The 17,425-nt window shown below is 52.9% G+C and carries 15 protein-coding genes; 3 read left to right on the forward strand and 12 right to left on the reverse strand.

The annotated features are described in order from the left end of the window. Position 1: 1 nt before the first annotated feature. Genes CIK78_RS11630 through CIK78_RS11640 form a run of 3 tightly spaced genes read right to left on the reverse strand, consistent with a single transcriptional unit; the run spans position 2 to position 2,223 of the window. Positions 2-1,612 carry an IS66 family transposase gene (locus tag CIK78_RS11630; protein WP_096276661.1) on the reverse strand — a complete coding sequence of 537 codons (1,611 nt, stop codon included), beginning with the start codon at positions 1,610-1,612 and terminating at the stop codon, positions 2-4. Between the two features lie 45 nt (positions 1,613-1,657). After that, the gene (gene tnpB / locus CIK78_RS11635; protein ID WP_096276659.1) at positions 1,658-2,014 is read right to left on the reverse strand and encodes an IS66 family insertion sequence element accessory protein TnpB; all 357 of its coding nucleotides are present in this window, start codon (positions 2,012-2,014) and stop codon (positions 1,658-1,660) included. Further along, a complete protein-coding gene (locus CIK78_RS11640; protein ID WP_096276657.1) occupies positions 2,011-2,223 on the reverse strand; it encodes a hypothetical protein in 213 nt (70 codons plus the stop codon). The genes tnpB and CIK78_RS11640 overlap by 4 nt, the downstream gene beginning before the upstream one ends. A 58-nt stretch (positions 2,224-2,281) precedes the next feature. Here CIK78_RS11640 and CIK78_RS11645 point away from each other — a divergent pair, with 58 nt between their 5' ends. Next, positions 2,282-2,977 (forward strand): DNA replication terminus site-binding protein, encoded by a 696-nt coding sequence (locus tag CIK78_RS11645; RefSeq protein WP_255249101.1) that lies wholly within the window; start codon positions 2,282-2,284, stop codon positions 2,975-2,977. A 24-nt stretch (positions 2,978-3,001) separates the two neighbouring features. On the opposite strand, the gene CIK78_RS11650 is transcribed toward CIK78_RS11645, so the two are convergent. The 9 genes from CIK78_RS11650 to CIK78_RS11690 all read right to left on the reverse strand — a co-directional run bounded on the left by CIK78_RS11650 (position 3,002) and on the right by CIK78_RS11690 (position 15,006). Next, entirely contained in the window at positions 3,002-3,352 is a 351-nt protein-coding gene (locus CIK78_RS11650) for a hypothetical protein (RefSeq protein WP_096280203.1), read from the reverse strand. 612 nt (positions 3,353-3,964) lie between these two features. Continuing rightward, positions 3,965-4,342 (reverse strand): histone-like nucleoid-structuring protein, MvaT/MvaU family, encoded by a 378-nt coding sequence (locus CIK78_RS11655; RefSeq protein ID WP_096280205.1) that lies wholly within the window; start codon positions 4,340-4,342, stop codon positions 3,965-3,967. A 313-nt stretch (positions 4,343-4,655) separates the two neighbouring features. Next, positions 4,656-6,335 (reverse strand): 30S ribosomal protein S1, encoded by a 1,680-nt coding sequence (gene rpsA / locus CIK78_RS11660; protein ID WP_096280207.1) that lies wholly within the window; start codon positions 6,333-6,335, stop codon positions 4,656-4,658. Positions 6,336-6,518: 183 nt separating this feature from the next. Continuing rightward, positions 6,519-7,208, reverse strand: coding sequence for a (d)CMP kinase (cmk, locus tag CIK78_RS11665; protein ID WP_096280209.1), 690 nt, complete (start codon positions 7,206-7,208; stop codon positions 6,519-6,521). Continuing rightward, complete coding sequence (locus CIK78_RS11670; protein ID WP_096282363.1) at positions 7,201-9,480, reverse strand: bifunctional prephenate dehydrogenase/3-phosphoshikimate 1-carboxyvinyltransferase; 2,280 nt, start codon at positions 9,478-9,480, stop codon at positions 7,201-7,203. The genes cmk and CIK78_RS11670 overlap by 8 nt, the downstream gene beginning before the upstream one ends. Before the next feature lie 5 nt (positions 9,481-9,485). Continuing rightward, positions 9,486-10,577: a prephenate dehydratase gene (gene pheA / locus CIK78_RS11675; protein WP_096280211.1), complete on the reverse strand. Its 1,092-nt coding sequence runs from the start codon at positions 10,575-10,577 to the stop codon at positions 9,486-9,488. A gap of 6 nt (positions 10,578-10,583) precedes the next feature. After that, a complete protein-coding gene (gene serC / locus CIK78_RS11680) occupies positions 10,584-11,687 on the reverse strand; it encodes a 3-phosphoserine/phosphohydroxythreonine transaminase (RefSeq protein WP_096280213.1) in 1,104 nt (367 codons plus the stop codon). Next, positions 11,671-14,430, reverse strand: coding sequence for a DNA gyrase subunit A (gene gyrA, locus CIK78_RS11685; protein ID WP_096280215.1), 2,760 nt, complete (start codon positions 14,428-14,430; stop codon positions 11,671-11,673). The genes serC and gyrA overlap by 17 nt, the downstream gene beginning before the upstream one ends. A gap of 141 nt (positions 14,431-14,571) precedes the next feature. Next, the gene (locus tag CIK78_RS11690; protein WP_096282364.1) at positions 14,572-15,006 is read right to left on the reverse strand and encodes a thioesterase family protein; all 435 of its coding nucleotides are present in this window, start codon (positions 15,004-15,006) and stop codon (positions 14,572-14,574) included. Positions 15,007-15,181: 175 nt separating this feature from the next. Here CIK78_RS11690 and CIK78_RS11695 point away from each other — a divergent pair, with 175 nt between their 5' ends. Together CIK78_RS11695 and CIK78_RS11700 are read left to right on the forward strand one after the other, a co-directional pair. Next, positions 15,182-16,111: a recombination-associated protein RdgC gene (locus tag CIK78_RS11695; protein WP_096280217.1), complete on the forward strand. Its 930-nt coding sequence runs from the start codon at positions 15,182-15,184 to the stop codon at positions 16,109-16,111. Positions 16,112-16,216: 105 nt separating this feature from the next. Further along, positions 16,217-17,398 (forward strand): 1-acyl-sn-glycerol-3-phosphate acyltransferase, encoded by a 1,182-nt coding sequence (locus CIK78_RS11700; protein ID WP_096280220.1) that lies wholly within the window; start codon positions 16,217-16,219, stop codon positions 17,396-17,398. Positions 17,399-17,425: the final 27 nt, after the last annotated feature.

A 17,425-nucleotide genomic window follows, 5' to 3' on the forward strand; every position in this document is an offset into this window, starting at 1 on the left:
CTCAGGTAGGTAAGGTTTCTTTCCAGTGCCAGGGCAACAGTGCACTGAGATCGTCTTCGTTCAGCGTCGGCAGCGTTTCGAAGACGTGCTGCAGGTAGCCGTAAGGCGACAGGCCGTTGGCTTTGGCCGTTTCGATCAGGCTGTAGATTGCCGCGCTTGCTTGCGCTCCGCTTGGCGTGTGGCTGAACAGCCAGTTCTTACGGCCAACCACGAAGGGACGGATGGCGTTTTCGGCCGGATTGTTATCCAGCGGGATGCACCCGTCGTCAAGGAAGCGGGTCAGGCGTGGCCACTGGCCATCCAGATAGTGCAGGGCTTTCCCTAGCGTGCTTTTGGGTAGCACCTGCGCCTGGGACTTGTCGAGCCAGGTGCGCAGTTGAGTGATCAGTGGGCGGCTCTTTTGATCGCGTAACGCCTGGCGTGCTGCAGGTGCCAGCGCTCTGGCCTGTTTTTCAACGCCATAGAGCTTGCTGATCTGGTTCAGCGCCCATCCGGCCTTGCCGGTTTTATTTTTCGGCTGCGCTTTCTGAGCCTCGATGAACTTGCGGCGAGCATGCGCCCAACATCCAGCATGGGTGATGTCATTACGCCGCACGACCTCGGCATAGCCTTCATAACCATCGGTGAGCAGGCAGCCACTGTAATCGCCCAACAAGCGTAGGGGCACACGCCCGGCACGACTGGGGTCATAGTCGAACAACACGACCTGTTGACCCGGCGGACCACCGCGCTGCACCCACATGTACGAGGTGGCGCTGGCCTTGCGGCCTTCTTCCTGATTAACCTGCAGGGTGGTCTCATCCATGTGGATCAGCGGGGCGTTTAGCAGTTGCTTACGCAGCGTCTCGATCAGCGGCAAGAGGCGCTCACCGGTCTGCACCATCCAGCGTGCCAGTGTATTTCGAGGCAGATGGGCACCGTGGCGGGTAAAGATCTGGCTCTGCCGGTAAAGCGGCAAGGCATCCTGGTACTTCGCGGTAGCGACATAGGCCAGTAAGGTGGCACTGGCATTGCTCTTGGGCAGCAGCTTGGCCGGTGCCGGGGCGGTCTTGACGTTTCCTTCGCAGATTGGGCAGGCGTATTTACGCCTCACATGACGGATCACTTCTACCCGTGCGGGCACAACATGAAGTTCTTCACTGACCTCTTCACCGATGACCTTAAGCTCGGTGCCGTCTTCGGCACAACAACGCTCGGTAGCGTCCAGCGTATGCACCACCTCGACACGAGGCAGTTCAGGCGGCAAGGCGACGCGTCCGCCGCGGGTACGCTTGTTGGCCGAAGGTGCGACATTATCAGGCGGCGTTGCAGAAGCGTCGCCATCGGCGACGTCAGCGGGCGCCTCATCTGCGGCACCTTCGTCGTCATCGACGATGAGTTCGGCCTCATTAATCAGCAGATCGCCCTGCTTGATGCCGTACTTTTCCGTGGAAGGGCCAAACTGGCGTTCTAATGCCAGGCGGAACTGCTCATAAAGTGACTGTTTGGTGGCTTCCCACTGCGCCTCTTTTTTCTCCATCAGGCGATGAAGTTGCGCAATCTCTTGCTGCTGCGCTTTGACCTGGCGCTGCAGTTGGGAGATGTCCTGGGCGGGGGGCGTGGTGCTTTTCATGCCTTGAAGTGTATCAAAAAACCATTAAAAAGCGGAGCAAAAAAATCAGCCAACACACTTAAAATTCAATGCTTTATGAGGCTGCATGGCCTTCAGGTCATAGCCGTCTAGCAGCCAGTTCAGTTCCTGGCCACTTAAGGTCACGGCGTCACCGTCCAGGTGCGTTGGCCACTTGAATCGCTCACGCTCCAGGCGCTTATACCAGACGACAAAGCCGTTACGCTCCCAGAACAGTAGTTTGATTTTATCCCGCTGGCGATTGCCAAAGACAAACAACGCCTTATCAAACGGGTTCAGCTCCATGGCCTCCTGAACCAACAAGGCCAGCCCGTCGATCTGTTTGCGCATGTCCACCGATTCGCGACAAAGGTATACGGTCAGGTGAGTGCTCGGACGGATCATGGCGCCACCGCCACTTTTACAAAGCGGGCAGGACGATGACGGGGTGGCACCGGTAAGCCGCGAACGTTCAAACGTTTTTCCCAGAGCAGTAGATCGGCTAAGGTAAGTTCTTGTTGCGAGGCGTATTCGCTGAGGGGAATCTCGCGCACCGAGGCGTGATACAGATGCCCGAGCCAAAACGCCTGCATGGAGTTGAGTTCTTGGATCATGAGGATCTCCTGGATGAAGAAACCTCAGTGTGGTCAGCAAAACTCCGCTTGAGAAGATGTGGTTAGTGGCGCGTTTACAGATGGCCGTGAAACACGCAATTACATTGCTATAGTGGCAGCGAACGATGAACTGCTTGCCGCGATAGGCGCTATTAATCAAGCTAAAAAAGTATTTAGCGAACTGCTACAGCGCACGAAAGAAGCTCACCCACAGTCTCTCAGTGATGCTAAAAACCACCTACCTAAGCGCCACCCGCATGTTGATGCGGTGCTTCAACGCAACGGGCTAGCACGCTTGCATCTTAAGCAAAGTTGGCGGCAGCTACCTATCGCACAGGCACCTATTTCACGCGTTCGTTTTGCGTGGTATAGCAGCGGCCGTTCCATTAAGCGGCTAACGGTACAAGAAGCGGAACATAAGCTATTACAGCTAGATACCGATGCCTCTCATATCCGCATCCAATTGCGTCAACTAGCGGGCATCCCAAGCGGTGAAATCCTTGCTCAGGTACAAACACAGGCACCGCTGATGCGTGCAAATTTATTTTTTACCGAACCGCTTGCAGATGGACACTCAAGACGAGCATTAAATGCTGCTATGCCCATATTTGTACCCGATAACAACCAGCGGCTGCCACACATTAATCTGCCTGCGCTACAACCTCCCACGACCCGTACTCGCGCTCGACGGCGTGATGAGAAAATAGAACAGGAAATGTTTCTACCGAGCATACGCGTTTATCGCTACCGGTAGTGAAAAGTATATTTACACACGCTTTTAAGACTGCTCGCCGCCAGGCACCGTGTCTAATTGCCACAATCCATGAGAAAGTAGCGTCTCAGACAGTTCTGCTAAATCATAATGCGTAAAATCATACTCGCTTAACAATGCTTCAAAGCGCTGCTGAAAAATACGCCCCTGCTCATGCTGTTGCTCTTCCTGCTTCGCGTCCAAGTCATCTTGTTCGAGCGTTGCAAGTGATCTTACCGGCGGCCCCGTAGGAATATCGAAATCACTATCGGGGTCATCTAACTGGCGCAATGCTTGCGCAAAAGCATCGTCTAATTCACGAAATTTACGCAGCTTATCGCGCTCATCTAACTGCTTTTGAACCTTTTGATATTTCATCGATGTTTCATTTACACCTTGCTTGAAATGATTGATATGACTACCAACGCAGCATTTTCTCTAAAGCAGATATCAAACACATGAAACGATTAGGCAATATTTAATTACCATCTACTTGCCTGGATGACGATATGATCGCCATATTTTCCAAAGCGATAAGAACGACCACTAGCAAAGTACTCTACAGAAAAGATAAATACAGCTATCGCATACCGCCATATTGCTGTTATTTACCTCATTAATATAGCGTAAATGAGTTACGCCGTAGGGACAAAGACCATGCTTATTTTGCATAGTTCAAGCGGTGTCAAAAACAGTTCAGACCCAGTCATTACTCGCACCGGCTGTGTGCCTTAGCATGCCATAGATCACTCGTGCACAAAGCAACAAAGCCTTCGGCGCTCCCCAAGAGCCTTACGGGAGAACATTCTGCATAGAGACTGACAAGCAGCTACTTGAGGTACAGGCAGCATAGCTGGCCCTGAGCCATACGTGCTGGATGCAGACAGTTAACACGCGATTAAGATAAGTCTTACGAGGTTGAAGCATAAACATGCATGTTGCCAATAAAAAACCGGCATTTCTATAAAGAAATGCCGGTGACTAAATAACTTAGTCTTCCATGCGTACCAGCCAAGATTCAACGGCTTCATCGCCATGCTCATCTTTCCAGCTACGCAGACCTTTATGATTGCCGCCACGCGTTTCGATCACTTCGCCCGTTTTAGGGTTTTTATAAATTTTAAGACGACGCTTGCGACGCGCATTGCCACTTGCGGTGACTTTAGCACCACTACGTTGCTCAGCAGCAGGATCTAATAATGCAATAACGTCGCCAGGACGCTTCCCAAATTCTGTCATCAGAGCTTCAAGTTTAGCTTTGAACTCTAATTCGCTTTTTAGCCGCTGATCACCCTCTAGACGCTGAAGGTCTTCTTGCAGCTGTTTTAGCTGTTGTTCTTTTTGAATATATTCGTTAAGTAATGACATCGGGGTTCCTTTAGTATCATATCCAACTGAACAGGGTCCAACTGAACAGGGTCCAACTGGCTTAGGTGCAGACTTTACAACACTGGCACCCACTAGTTCAGAATGCTAGGACATTATTCCTGTAAATCAGGTAACTGACAACAGTCTAGTTGATTTTTACTCAATTACTATTCGTTTTTAAAACTTATAGCATTTTAATCAGCTTGAACCCTAACCAGCTTCAATCAATATGAAAGCCCGACTATTCATCTATTACAAACACAAGCGCCGCCCTAATGGGCGGCGCTTTTACAAACCAATAACTAATATACTATTAGTCTTGGCCCATTTGCTGCTTGATTAGATCACCGATAGTGGTCGGACCACCTGCAGCTTCCGGCTCTTGATCACGCAGTTTCTTAAGGTTCTGACGCGTATCGTCTTGATCTTTCGCTTTAACCGACAGATTAATCTGACGGCTCTTACGATCAACGCTAACAATACGTGCTTCGACGCTGTCACCTTCATTCAATACATTACGCGCATCTTCAACGCGATCAGCACTGATTTCAGAAGCCTTCAGCACAGCAATAACATCAGTCGCCAGCTCAACCTGAGCTTCTTTAGCATCAACTTCAATGACGCGACCGGTTACGATGCTGCCCTTATCGTTAACTGACAGGTACTCAGCAACGGGGTCGGAATCCATCTGCTTGATACCCAGCGAGATACGCTCGCGCTCTGGATCAATAGACAGAATAACGGCTTCAGCTTCGTCGCCTTTCTTAAAGCTGCGTACGGCTTCTTCGCCAGTATCAGTCCAAGAAATATCAGACAGGTGAACCAAGCCGTCGATACCACCTTCAAGGCCGATGAAGATACCGAAGTCAGTGATTGACTTGATGGTACCTGAAACACGGTCGCCCTTGTTGTAATCAGTGTTGAAAGTTTCCCATGGGTTAGCAGTACACTGCTTGATACCCAGAGAAATACGACGACGCTCTTCGTCGATATCCAACACCATGACGTCAACATCATCGCCCACTTGAACGACTTTAGACGGATGGATGTTTTTGTTAGTCCAGTCCATTTCAGAAACGTGAACTAAACCTTCAACGCCTTCTTCCAGTTCAGCAAAGCAGCCGTAGTCAGTCAAATTAGTGACGACCGCGTGCACTTTCATGCTTTCCGGATAACGCTCTTTGATATTGACCCACGGATCTTCGCCCAACTGCTTCAGACCCAGTGAAACGCGATTACGCTCACGGTCAAACTTCAGAACTTTGACGTTGATCTCGTCGCCAACAGCAACGATTTCAGACGGATGCTTAATACGCTTCCACGCCATGTCAGTAATGTGCAGCAGGCCGTCAACACCACCCAGGTCTACGAAAGCGCCGTAGTCTGTCAGGTTTTTAACGATACCTTTAATCTGCTGGCCTTCTTGCAGAGTGGCCAGAAGCGCTTCGCGCTCTGCACTGTTCTCTGCTTCCAAAACCGCACGACGAGATACAACAACGTTGTTACGTTTCGGATCGAGCTTGATGACTTTAAAGTCTAGCTCTTTATTTTCCAGGTGCGCAGTATCGCGAACTGGACGAACGTCAACCAACGAACCCGGCAAGAAGGCACGGATAGAGTCAACTTCGACCGTAAAGCCGCCTTTAACCTTACCGTTAATGACGCCCTTGATGATTTCGTCTTTCTCGAAGGCTGCTTCCAGAATCTTCCAAGCTTCTGCACGCTTGGCTTTTTCACGGGACAGACGCGTCTCACCGAAACCATCTTCAACGGCTTCAAGTGCAACGTGTACGTCGTCACCGATAGCGATGTTCAGATTACCGTGTTCATCGCGGAACTGTGATGCAGGGATCTGACCTTCAGATTTCAGACCAGCGTTGACAGTAACCCAGTCACCGTCAATGTCGACAACTTGAGCGGCGACAATAGCGCCTGGCTCCATGTTGATGTCGTTAAGAGACTGTTCAAACAGCTCAGCAAAGCTTTCGCTCATGGTGTTCCTACGTAATTACGTTGTTGAGGCATAAATGCCTTCTCCGCACCACCAGCAAGTGCGGGCCTAATGTCACTCAGCCTTCGGGGGTGTTAACGCTGGTTAGACCTGACCGGGCTCACCGATGTGAGTTTAGTGCCCTGCCACGTCGTGACACCTATCCAAAAGCGCCGCAAGGGAGAATCACACGCCGCTTACAAGCCCACGCTGGGTTAGCAGTTCGGTCAGTCGATCAACCACTTCCGGTATGCTCAGACGCGTGGTATCAAGCGTTATGGCATCATCTGCCGGCTTGAGAGGTGCCACGCTGCGCTGCATATCACGTGCATCGCGTGCCTGAATCTCCTTTAAAAGACTCGGAAGACTAGCATCCACCCCGGCTTCCTGCAACTGCAGATAGCGCCGGCGAGCGCGTTCGTCGGCGCTCGCCGTTAAAAAAATCTTCAACGGGGCATCAGGAAAGACCACCGTACCCATATCGCGACCGTCCGCCACAAGCCCCGGTGCTTGACAAAAATCACGCTGACGTTGCAATAGAGCTTGGCGCACTAATGGCAAAGCGGCCACCTGCGAAGCACGCTCACCGGCGTCTTCTGTGCGAATGGCTTGGCCGACATCATCACCTTCAAGCATTGTTCGCGGCCGGCCACCCTCAATCGGGAACGCAACATCCAACTGCTCAGCTAAACGCGCTAAAGCAATCTCATCGTCTACGGCCACATCATGATTAATGGCCGCCTGCGCCGTTAGCCGATAAAGCGCACCGCTATCTAGCAGATGCCAGCCCAATCTCTCTGCTACTAAACAGCTGATAGTGCCTTTACCGGCACCGCCGGGGCCATCAATTGTCAGAACGGGGACACGGTCATTCATGCGCGCCCTCCACGCTGATGCCCATGCCTATACGCGCGGCTAACTCAACAAAATCCGGGAAAGAGGTGGCCACGTTGGCACAGTCTTCAATGACAATGTCATCACCAGCGCGCAGCGAAGCGATCGCAAAGGCCATAGCAATACGATGATCACCCAGGCTATCAATACGTCCACCGCCATAGCTAGCGACCTGCGCATTACCATTACCGGTAATATCAATGCCGTCTTCTACCACGGCGTGCTGAACGCCCAGAGTAGCAAGGCCATCCGCCATTGCCTGAATACGATCTGATTCTTTAACGCGCAGCTCTTCTGCACCTCTAAGCCGCGTTATGCCCTCTGCATTTGCAGCGGCAATAAACAGCGCAGGAAATTCGTCAATCGCCAGCGGCACTTGATCAACGGGGATATCGATTCCCTTTAGCGGTGCATAGCGGATACGTATATCTGCCACCGGCTCACCGCCCACTTCGCGCTCGTTCTCTAGCAGCAAATTAGCGCCCATTAAGGTAAGGATATTAATCACGCCTATGCGCGTTGGATTGATCCCCACGTGCTCAAGGGTAATATCAGCCTCTGGCGTAATCGCCGCCGCGACTAAGAAAAACGTCGCCGAAGAGATATCCGATGGCACATCAATAGGGCCTGCGGACAGCTTGCCACCACCCTGAAGCCAGCACGTATCGCCATCACGTGAAACCGCATAGCCGAAACCGTTAAGCATGCGCTCAGTGTGATCACGCGTGGGGGCAGGCTCACGCACCCGCGTTTCGCCCTGTGCGTACAATCCGGCTAATAATAGGCAAGACTTGACCTGCGCACTGGCCATAGGCATATCGTAATGAATGCCTTTCAACGCAGCGGCACCGTGAATTTTGAGCGGCGGACGTCCGCCCTCAGCGGTATCGATCGTCGCTCCCATTAGGCGCAGCGGATCGGCTACGCGCCCCATCGGCCGCTTAGTTAGCGATTCATCGCCGGTTAGCTCGCTGTCGAATGCCTGACCGGCAAGCAGACCAGAAAACAGTCGCATAGCGGTGCCGGAATTACCCACGTAGAGCGGCCCAGCAGGCGCCTTGAGACCGTGAAGACCTACGCCATGGATAGTGACTCTCCCCTGATGCGGCCCCTCAATCGCCACGCCCATTTCACGAAATGCCTGCAGCGTCGCTAAGCTGTCTTCGCCCTCTAAAAAGCCTTTAACTTCCGTTACACCTTCCGCCAGCGCACCCAGCATTATAGAGCGATGAGACATAGACTTATCGCCCGGCACGCGCAAATGCCCTTTTGCTTGGCCGCCTGGCCGCACACGGTAGGTCACCTTACCTTGTGGTTGCATATGATATTCCGCCTGATAGCTGGTTTTATTCAATAAAGAGTCGAAATAGCGCCGGGCATGGCTGGCGCGATCAAAGGTGGCAATCAGCGCATCGCTATCACCGGCCTCTACCGCATGACGAAGGCGCCCAAGCCCTGCTTCAAAATCATCTAGCGATGCCAATACCGCATGTTTATTGGCGATAAAAATGTCTCGCCACATCACCGGATCGCTACCCGCAATTCGCGTAAAATCACGAAAGCCACCCGCCGCATAGCGAAAAATATCGAGTCGCTCATCCTGACGAGCAAGCGTATCAACTAGCGAAAATGCCAATAAATGCGGCAAGTGGCTGGTTCGCGCCAATACCTGGTCATGGCGTTCAACGTCCATCTCCAACACCTCGGCACCGCAGTCTTGCCATAGCCTGCGAACCCGATCCAAAGCATTGCGGTCGACGTCGGGCTCTGGCGTCAGGATCACTTTATGATCCACATATAGCTGTGGATTAGCGGCTGCCACACCGCTTTTTTCCGAGCCTGCAATCGGATGCCCTAACACCAAGTTAGTCGGCACTCTGCCAAACACACGCTGCGCGCAGGCCCGAATGGTTGCTTTAGTACTGCCGACATCCGTCATAACGACATTCGGGGCAGCACTTGGCAGCGCATCGGCCAGGTTAGCCATAACGCTCTCCATGGCCAGTACCGGCACTGCCAGCACAATCATAGAGGCCCCTTCCACCTGCTCAGCAAGGCAAGTGCCACCTGAATCGATCAAGCCCATTTCAATCCCGCGAGCGATCTCATGCTCGTCAGGATCGCAGGCAACTATCTGCCCCTGAAAGCCCGCCACGCGAAGTGCGGATGCCAATGAACCGCCAATTAACCCTAAGCCAACAATTAACAGCCGCGACTCATGTGAGGCAGACTGACGGAGATGTTCCGGTACCATCAATGTCACAGCACGCCTATGGGATAAGAACCTAGCACCCGCAAGTCAGCCGCGCGAAGCCGTACTTCTTCAAGCACCGCGGCAACACGCGGCTCATCACGATGGCCTTTAAAATCAATGAAAAAGACGTAATTCCAAACACCAGTACGCGAAGGACGCGTTTCAAGGCGGGTTAAGTCAATTTGATGGCGATGGAACGGCTCTAGCAGCGCGTGCAACGTACCCGGCTGGTTGCGCATAGCGACCACAATGGAGGTCTTGTCCTCGCCAGCCATCGGCACATCCTGATTACCAATAATCAAAAAACGCGTGGAGTTATCAGGGCGGTCTTCAATCTTCTCGGCGATGTGCTCTAGGCCATAAAGCTTCGCCGCCATATCGCCAGCAATCGCCGCGCTGTGCCACTCGGTTTTCACCAGTTTTGCCGCTTCGGCATTAGAAGACACCGGCACACGCTCAGCATGAGGATAGTGGGCATCCAGCCATTTACGGCACTGGCCGAATGACTGCGGGTGTGAATAAATGCGCGAGACTTTGTCACGGCGGGTCGTTTCACTGACCAGCAAATGATGATGAATACGCAGCACCACCTCACCACAAATTTTGATCGAAGAGTCCATAAAGGTATCAAGGGTGTGGTTAACCACACCTTCAGTGGAATTCTCCACGGGCACAACGCCATAATGAACGGCGCCCGCCTCTACCTCGCGAAACACCTCATCGATAGCCGCCATTGGCAGGCTAACGGCGCTTTCACCAAAGTGCTTAAGCGCCGCCTGCTGTGTAAACGTACCCTCAGGACCTAAATACGCCACTTTTACCGGCTGTTCTAATGCCAAACAGGCCGACATAATTTCGCGAAACAGACGCGCCATTTCTTCGGAATCGAGCGGCCCTTTGTTCAAAGCCATAATGCGGCGCAGCACCTGAGCCTCACGCTCAGGGCGATAAAATACCGCGTCCTTGTCTTCAGCCAGCTTAACGTTGGCTACCTGCTGAGCGCAGCTAGCACGCTCGCTGATCAGCGTTAGAATCTCGCTATCAAGCTGATCGATACGCTGGCGAAACTCGTCTAAGTTGATCGACGAATTGGACATGGTGATTTAGCCCCTTGTTTGTTCAAAATCAGCCATAAATGCAGTTAATGCATCTACCGCAGATTCAGGCACCGCGTTATACAGGCTGGCACGCATACCACCGACGCTACGGTGGCCTTTTAAATTCAGCAGACCTGCGGTATCGGCTTGTTGTAAGAATGTTTTATCCAGCGCCGCATCGGCCAATACAAAAGGCACGTTCATCCGCGAACGGTTGACCTTAGCAATGGGATTGCTATAAAAATCGCTGGCGTCAATCGCAGCATACAGTTTGTCGGCTTTACGCTGGTTAATAGCGTCCATAGCGGCCAAACCGCCAACATCATCTTTAAGCCACTGAAAGACTAAACCGGCCAAGTACCATGCGTAGGTCGGCGGGGTATTCACCATCGACCCTGCTTCAGCCAGCATTTTATAGTCAAACAGAGAGGGAATATTCGCCTGCGCCTGGCCTAACAGATCGTCACGAACGACCGCGAGCGTTAATCCGGCAGGACCAATATTTTTCTGTGCCCCGGCATAGATAACGCCAAACTCGCTAACGTCGATGGGCCCCGAAAGAATATTCGACGACATATCGCAGACCAATGGCACATGACAACCATCAGCCCGCTGCGTGTCAGGCGTATAGTCAAACTCCAGGCCACCAATTGTTTCGTTAGAGGTGTAATGCAGATAGCCAGCGTCGCCACTCAGTTTGATGCTATCACGTGCGGGCACCGCGGTATGGCCATTGGGCTCACTGCTGGCCGACACATGGCAGTCAAAGCCAAGGCGCTTAGCCTCAGAAAGCGCTTTTTTGCCCCAGATACCCGTCTGAATAAAGTTGGCGCTACCGCCCTGACCCAGCAAGTTCATCGGCAGCATGGCAAACTGCATGCTAGCGCCACCTTGCAAAAACAGTACTTTATAGTTATCGGGCACGTTCAGCAGCTGACGAAAATCGGCCTCAGCACGCTCTGCAATGGCAATAAACTCATCGCTGCGGTGGCTCATTTCCATAACAGAAAGGCCACGACCTTGGTAATCCAGCAGCTCTTCACGCGCCCGTTCAAGCACGGCTACTGGCAGGGCCGCGGGCCCTGCGCAGAAATTATAATGACGTGTCATCAGTCCCCGTTTCCTGTGCATCATCGGATGATTCGCCTGCCTCGGCACGCTCAAGGCCGTTTTGTTCAAGACCGCCTTCGACAAGAGCACCAAGCTCATCAGCTTCTTCCGGCTCACCGATTTCTTCCGGCTCATCAACGCGGACTGTCTTGACCAGCTTCTCTTCTTTACCCAGGCGAATCAGCATCACGCCCTGGGTATTACGCGACGTGGTAGAAACTTCTTCTACGCGGGTACGCACTAGCGTTCCACGGTCTGTGATCAGCATCATTTCATCGCTGTCATAAACCTGCATCGCTGCCACCAGCGCTCCATTACGCTCGCTGGTTTGCATGGCGATAACACCCTGACCACCGCGGCCACGCAGCGGAAACTCTTCAAGGCGCGTACGCTTGCCGTAGCCGTTTTCACTGGCGGTCATGATATAGATCTGACCGTCGGCGGTTTCGGCCGCAGCACTCTCAACTGAAGCGTCTTGCGCTTCGCCTTCGGCATCTGCTTCAGCATCAATCTGCTGACTCTTCGGAATAATCAGGCTGATGACTTCTGCATCACCCGCCAAGCGCATGCCGCGCACACCACGGGCGGTACGACCCATAGCGCGGGCATTGCCCTCTTCAAAGCGAATAGCCTTGCCATTAGACGACAACAGCATGGCATGGTCATCACCCGTGGTAATTGCCGCACCGACGAGGCGGTCACCTTCTTCCAGATCAATCGCAATAAGACCGACGCTGCGCGGACGTGAGAACTGCTCAAGGCTCGTGCGCTTCACGGTACCTTTGGCCGTCGCGAAGAAAATATAGTGCTCGGGATCGTAATCACGCACCGGCAGAATAGCGTTTACCGCCTCGCCTTCTTCTAGCGGCAGCATGTTCACCAGCGGTTTACCGCGTGAACCACGGCTAGCGTTCGGCATTTCATACACTTTAAGCCAGTACACTTTGCCGCGGTTAGAGAACAGCAGCACCGTATCGTGCGTCGATGCCACCAGCAGGTGCTCGATGACATCTTCATCTTTCATCGCCGTTGCGGACTTACCGCGACCACCACGACGCTGCGCCTGATAATCAGACAGCGGCTGCGTCTTGGCATAGCCAGAGCGCGACACGGTGACCACCATGTCCTCTTCGGCAATCAAATCTTCAATCGAAAGATCTAGATGACTGGCTTGAATTTCAGTCCGACGGTCGTCAGCAAACTGATCACGTACGGCGTGCAGCTCTTCACGAATAACTTCCATCAAGCGATCTGCCGAGGCCAAAATCTCGGTCAGCTCAGCAATTTTCGACAGAATAGACAGGTACTCATCAAGGAGTTTCTCTGTCTCAAGACCCGTCAAACGATGCAGGCGCAGCTCAAGGATGGCCTGGGCCTGGGCAGGCGACAGACGATACGACGTGGCTGCCGTGTTTAAGCCGAACCCTTCGTCTAGCTCTTCTGGCTTGCATGACGTAGCGCCCGCCCGCTCAAGCATCGCGGTTACCTGGCCAGGCGGCCAGGTTTTAGCCAGCAGCTTTTCACGCGCTTCTGCAGCGTTGGTCGAGGCCTTAATCAGCTCAATTACTTCATCAATATTAGAGATAGCGACAGCCAAACCTTCAAGCAGATGGCCACGCTCACGCGCTTTTTTCAATTCATAAAGCGTACGCCGAGTCACCACTTCGCGGCGGTGGCGAATAAAGGCTTCAAGCATCTCTTTGAGATTCAGCGTGCGCGGCTGGCCGTTTTCAAGCGCCACCATGTTAATCCCGAACACGTTTTGTAACTGCGTCTGGGCGAACAGGTTATTGACCACTACTTCGCCGGACTCGCCGCGCTTGATTTCAATCACCACGCGCAGGCCGTCTTTATCCGATTCATCGCGCAGCTCAGCGATGCCTTCAATTTTTTTCTCTTTCACCAGCTCGGCGATTTTTTCAATCAACCGCGCCTTGTTCACCTGATACGGCAACTCGGTGATGATAATGTGGTCGCGACCGGTTTTATCGTGATGCTCAATCGTATGGCAGGCGCGCACGTAAATGCGCCCGCGGCCAGTACGGTACGCAGACAAAATGCCCGCACGGCCATTGATAATCGCGCCGGTGGGGAAATCAGGACCAGGGATGTACTCCATCAGGTCATCCACCGACAGCGTGTAGTCATCAATGAGCGCCAAACAGCCGGCGATCACTTCACGCATGTTATGCGGTGGAATATTGGTCGCCATGCCTACAGCGATACCAGACGAGCCGTTGATCAGCAGATTAGGTACTTTGGTGGGCAGCACGGCGGGGATACGCTCGGTGCCATCGTAGTTATCTACCCAATCAACGGTATCTTTTTCAAGATCAGCCAGTAGTTCATGGGCAAGGCGCGACATACGCACTTCGGTATAACGCATTGCAGCCGCGTTATCCCCATCAATAGAACCGAAGTTACCCTGACCGTCGACCAGCACATGACGCATTGAAAAGTGCTGAGCCATACGAACGATGGTGTCATAAACCGCGCTATCACCGTGCGGGTGGTATTTACCGATAACATCGCCAACGACACGCGCCGACTTCTTATACGGTTTATTCCACTCATTACCTAGCTCATGCATGGCAAACAGCACACGCCGGTGAACCGGTTTCAGGCCGTCACGTACGTCGGGTAACGCGCGACCGATAATGACACTCATCGCATAGTCGAGATACGACTGTTTGAGCTCGTCTTCAATATTGACGGGCAAGATTTCTCTGGCGATGTCACCCATGAAAGTCAGATCCTTGGCACTGCGAGAGTTGAAAGCGCTTAAAAATACCGCCCATGAAGGCACAGCATCTGGGCGCGCAAATATTCCCCATCATACCACCGCAAAAGCACCAAGGGCAGCCAGAGAGCCCAGCAAAGCCTTTTAGAGGCTAAATGCCTCTTTTGTGATCGTTAATGCGCTCAGCGTTTCACGCACATCACCCTCAATAGCGGCGGCTTTATTAGCCTTTAGCTCCAATAGCACAAACGTTAAATCCGCTTGGGCGATCAGCGTACCGTCCTTACGGATAATACGGTGGTGGCATAGCCCACTACGCTCCCCAACGTGGACAATACCGGTAAGAATTTCCAAGTCATCACCATGGCGTGCCGCGGCGAGATAATCAATATTCAAATTGACGACAACAAACGCCCTCCCTGCCTTATGAAGCGTTTGAATCATTTCGGGATATTGATCAAAAAAATCCCAGCGCCCCTCCTCCATAAACTCTAGGTAGCGGGCGTTGTTAACATGGCCATAGCCATCCAGATGATATCCCCGCACGCGCAGCTGAACTCGCGACAACGATGCTGTCATAGCCATTTCTCTCTCTTTAGCTGTTCAAAAACTAGCTGTTAAGAAAGCTAGATATGCAAAAAGTCAATCAAACACAAGTTTGAAACAGATGCAACAATGTGGATTGCCGGTAGCGTACTGGTAGGAATGCCACTCTTTCGCCATAATGTGCCACCTTTTGAACAGGATTGGCCTCATGTGGTTTAAGCACTTGCATATATACCGCCTGCACGACGCGCCTGAATTGAGCATCGATGCGCTCGCTAGCGCTTTAGATGAGCATTCCGCCAAACCACTGGGCAACGCCGATGCGCGCCGACTTGGCTGGACAGCGCCAGCAGGACGTCTGGGTAGCGGGCAGCTTGTACATGAAATCCAAGGGCATCGCCTGCTTTCAGCTCTGCGCCAAGAGCGCCTACTGCCTGCATCTGTCGTAAAAGAAGAAGTTGACGAGTTGGTAGCAGACATCGAGGCCAGTGAAGGCCGCAAAGTGACTCGCAAAGAAAAGACCGCCTTCAAAGAGCAAGTAACCGAAGACCTGCTGCCCCGCGCGTTTGTTCGTAGCCAGAAAATTGATCTCTGGTGGGATACCCGCGGCCAGCTGATTGGCATCAATGCCAGCTCGCGCACCCGCGCCGAGGATATCCTGGATTTGCTGCGAGAAACGTTAGGTAGCTTGAAAGTCACGCCGCTCAGCTCGCAGACGCTTCCTATCCGTGCGATGACGACGTGGCTAGGCGACGCCGCCAGCCGCCCTGCCGATCTGCAGCTAGGCGATCAGGTAGAGCTCAAAGCAAAAGGCGATGATGGCGTGCTCCGGGCCCGGCAAGTCGATCTTGATAGCGATGAAATTCAGCAACTGCTTGAAAGCGGCCGCCAAGCTAGCAAGCTCGCCATTAGCCTGGAAGGACGCTTAAGCTTTGTGCTGCATGACGATCTTGCGTTGAAATCATTGCGGTTTGGCGATGCGCTCATTGAAGAAGCCGACCATGCTGACGACGGCGATGACGCCCTTGCTCGCCTGGAAACGGACTTTATTTTAATGGCGCAAGCATTGTCTGAAGACATTCCTCGCTTAATAGAATGGTTAGGCGGCGAGACACAGCGGGAACCTGCGGCTCAGTAATGGGCTCTCAGTTCTCCATAGGGATTCAGTTCTCCGCAGGGATAGCGCATTCCTTCGCCTCGATACTATTCGTCGACACTTTTTATTTATCAGCTAACGGTTCGCATGACTCAACACAATAACGCTACCAACGTCTCTAACACGGCAGATCCATGGACCGATATTCGGCCCTTTATGGATAATGAAGTGGCCGATGTGCTTGCCAGGCTCTCCCGCGATAACGAGCTGCTGGATGCGCTGACGCGTTTTCGGCTGCCTCGCCTAGCGCGCTGGGCCCCTTCGATTGCACGTACGTTTGCTAGCCGTGCAGTGCGCCGTGAAGTCAAAGACGTATCGAGCGTTTATGAGTTTCAAATGCGCATTGCGCATTATATGGAGCGCATGATTCGCACCACCACGGATGCGTTTGAAGTCACCGGGCTTGATAAACTCGACCCTAACGGCGCGTACCTCTTTATTGGTAATCACCGTGATATTTCCCTAGACCCGGCTTTTGTTAACTACGCGCTGTACCAGGCCAATCGCGACACGGTACGCATAGCGATTGGCGACAATTTGCTTAAAAAGCCCTATGTCACCGATCTGATGCGGCTCAACAAAAGCTTCATTGTTCCGCGCAGCGCGCGGGGCAAGCGAGCAATGCTGGCGGCCTATCAGCAGCTTTCAGCCTATATTCGCCACACCATTACCGAAGATCAGCACTCCATTTGGATGGCGCAGCGTGAAGGCCGTGCCAAGAACGGCATCGACCACACCGAGCCGGCCATAATCAAAATGCTCATCATGGCCAAGCGCCTTTCAGAACGCGACATGGTCTTTGGTGAAGCCATCGCCGAGCTAAAATTGGTACCCGTATCGATTAGCTATGAGTATGATCCTTGCGATGTGCAAAAGGCCCAGGAGCTGCATGATGTGGACACTCAGGGCAGCTACGCTAAGGGTGAATTTGAAGATATTCGCTCTATTGTGGCCGGCATCACAGGCTCTAAAGGCCGCGTAAGGCTGCATTTTGGCAGCCCGGTTGGCTCGGACATGGCAACGCCGGATGAAGTAGCCGCCGAAATTGATCGCCAAGTTATCGGCGGGTATCGGCTTTTCCCAAGCCATTACCTAGCCTTAGAAGCACTTGGTGAAGCGCCTGAGCTAGTGGCACGCAAGGCCATCACTCGACAAGATAGGGAACGCTTTAATGCTCGACTAGCCGAGGTTCCGGCGCCGCTGCGCCCTTACTGGCTTGCTCAGTACGCAAACCCTGTTAAGCATAAAGCGGGCCGTTTGACGCTTTAAGGTAAGGCCGCTTATAGCAGACAAGTC

It is taken from the genome of Halomonas sp. JB37 (genome assembly GCF_002332255.1).
Lineage (GTDB): Bacteria > Pseudomonadota > Gammaproteobacteria > Pseudomonadales > Halomonadaceae > Vreelandella > Vreelandella casei.

What these genes read in the sequence shown, in the direction of transcription:
- CIK78_RS11655 (WP_096280205.1), bottom strand. Translation starts at nt 4,342, where the DNA reads ATGTCATTACTTAACGAATATATTCAAAAAGAACAACAGCTAAAACAG.
- CIK78_RS11650 (WP_096280203.1), bottom strand. Translation starts at nt 3,352, where the DNA reads ATGAAATATCAAAAGGTTCAAAAGCAGTTAGATGAGCGCGATAAGCTG.
- tnpB (WP_096276659.1), bottom strand. Translation starts at nt 2,014, where the DNA reads ATGATCCGTCCGAGCACTCACCTGACCGTATACCTTTGTCGCGAATCG.
- cmk (WP_096280209.1), bottom strand. Translation starts at nt 7,208, where the DNA reads ATGAATGACCGTGTCCCCGTTCTGACAATTGATGGCCCCGGCGGTGCC.
- gyrA (WP_096280215.1), bottom strand. Translation starts at nt 14,430, where the DNA reads ATGGGTGACATCGCCAGAGAAATCTTGCCCGTCAATATTGAAGACGAG.
- CIK78_RS11690 (WP_096282364.1), bottom strand. Translation starts at nt 15,006, where the DNA reads ATGACAGCATCGTTGTCGCGAGTTCAGCTGCGCGTGCGGGGATATCAT.
- serC (WP_096280213.1), bottom strand. Translation starts at nt 11,687, where the DNA reads ATGACACGTCATTATAATTTCTGCGCAGGGCCCGCGGCCCTGCCAGTA.
- CIK78_RS11695 (WP_096280217.1), top strand. Translation starts at nt 15,182, where the DNA reads ATGTGGTTTAAGCACTTGCATATATACCGCCTGCACGACGCGCCTGAA.
- CIK78_RS11670 (WP_096282363.1), bottom strand. Translation starts at nt 9,480, where the DNA reads ATGGTACCGGAACATCTCCGTCAGTCTGCCTCACATGAGTCGCGGCTG.
- rpsA (WP_096280207.1), bottom strand. Translation starts at nt 6,335, where the DNA reads ATGAGCGAAAGCTTTGCTGAGCTGTTTGAACAGTCTCTTAACGACATC.
- CIK78_RS11630 (WP_096276661.1), bottom strand. Translation starts at nt 1,612, where the DNA reads ATGAAAAGCACCACGCCCCCCGCCCAGGACATCTCCCAACTGCAGCGC.
- pheA (WP_096280211.1), bottom strand. Translation starts at nt 10,577, where the DNA reads ATGTCCAATTCGTCGATCAACTTAGACGAGTTTCGCCAGCGTATCGAT.
- CIK78_RS11700 (WP_096280220.1), top strand. Translation starts at nt 16,217, where the DNA reads ATGACTCAACACAATAACGCTACCAACGTCTCTAACACGGCAGATCCA.
- CIK78_RS11640 (WP_096276657.1), bottom strand. Translation starts at nt 2,223, where the DNA reads ATGATCCAAGAACTCAACTCCATGCAGGCGTTTTGGCTCGGGCATCTG.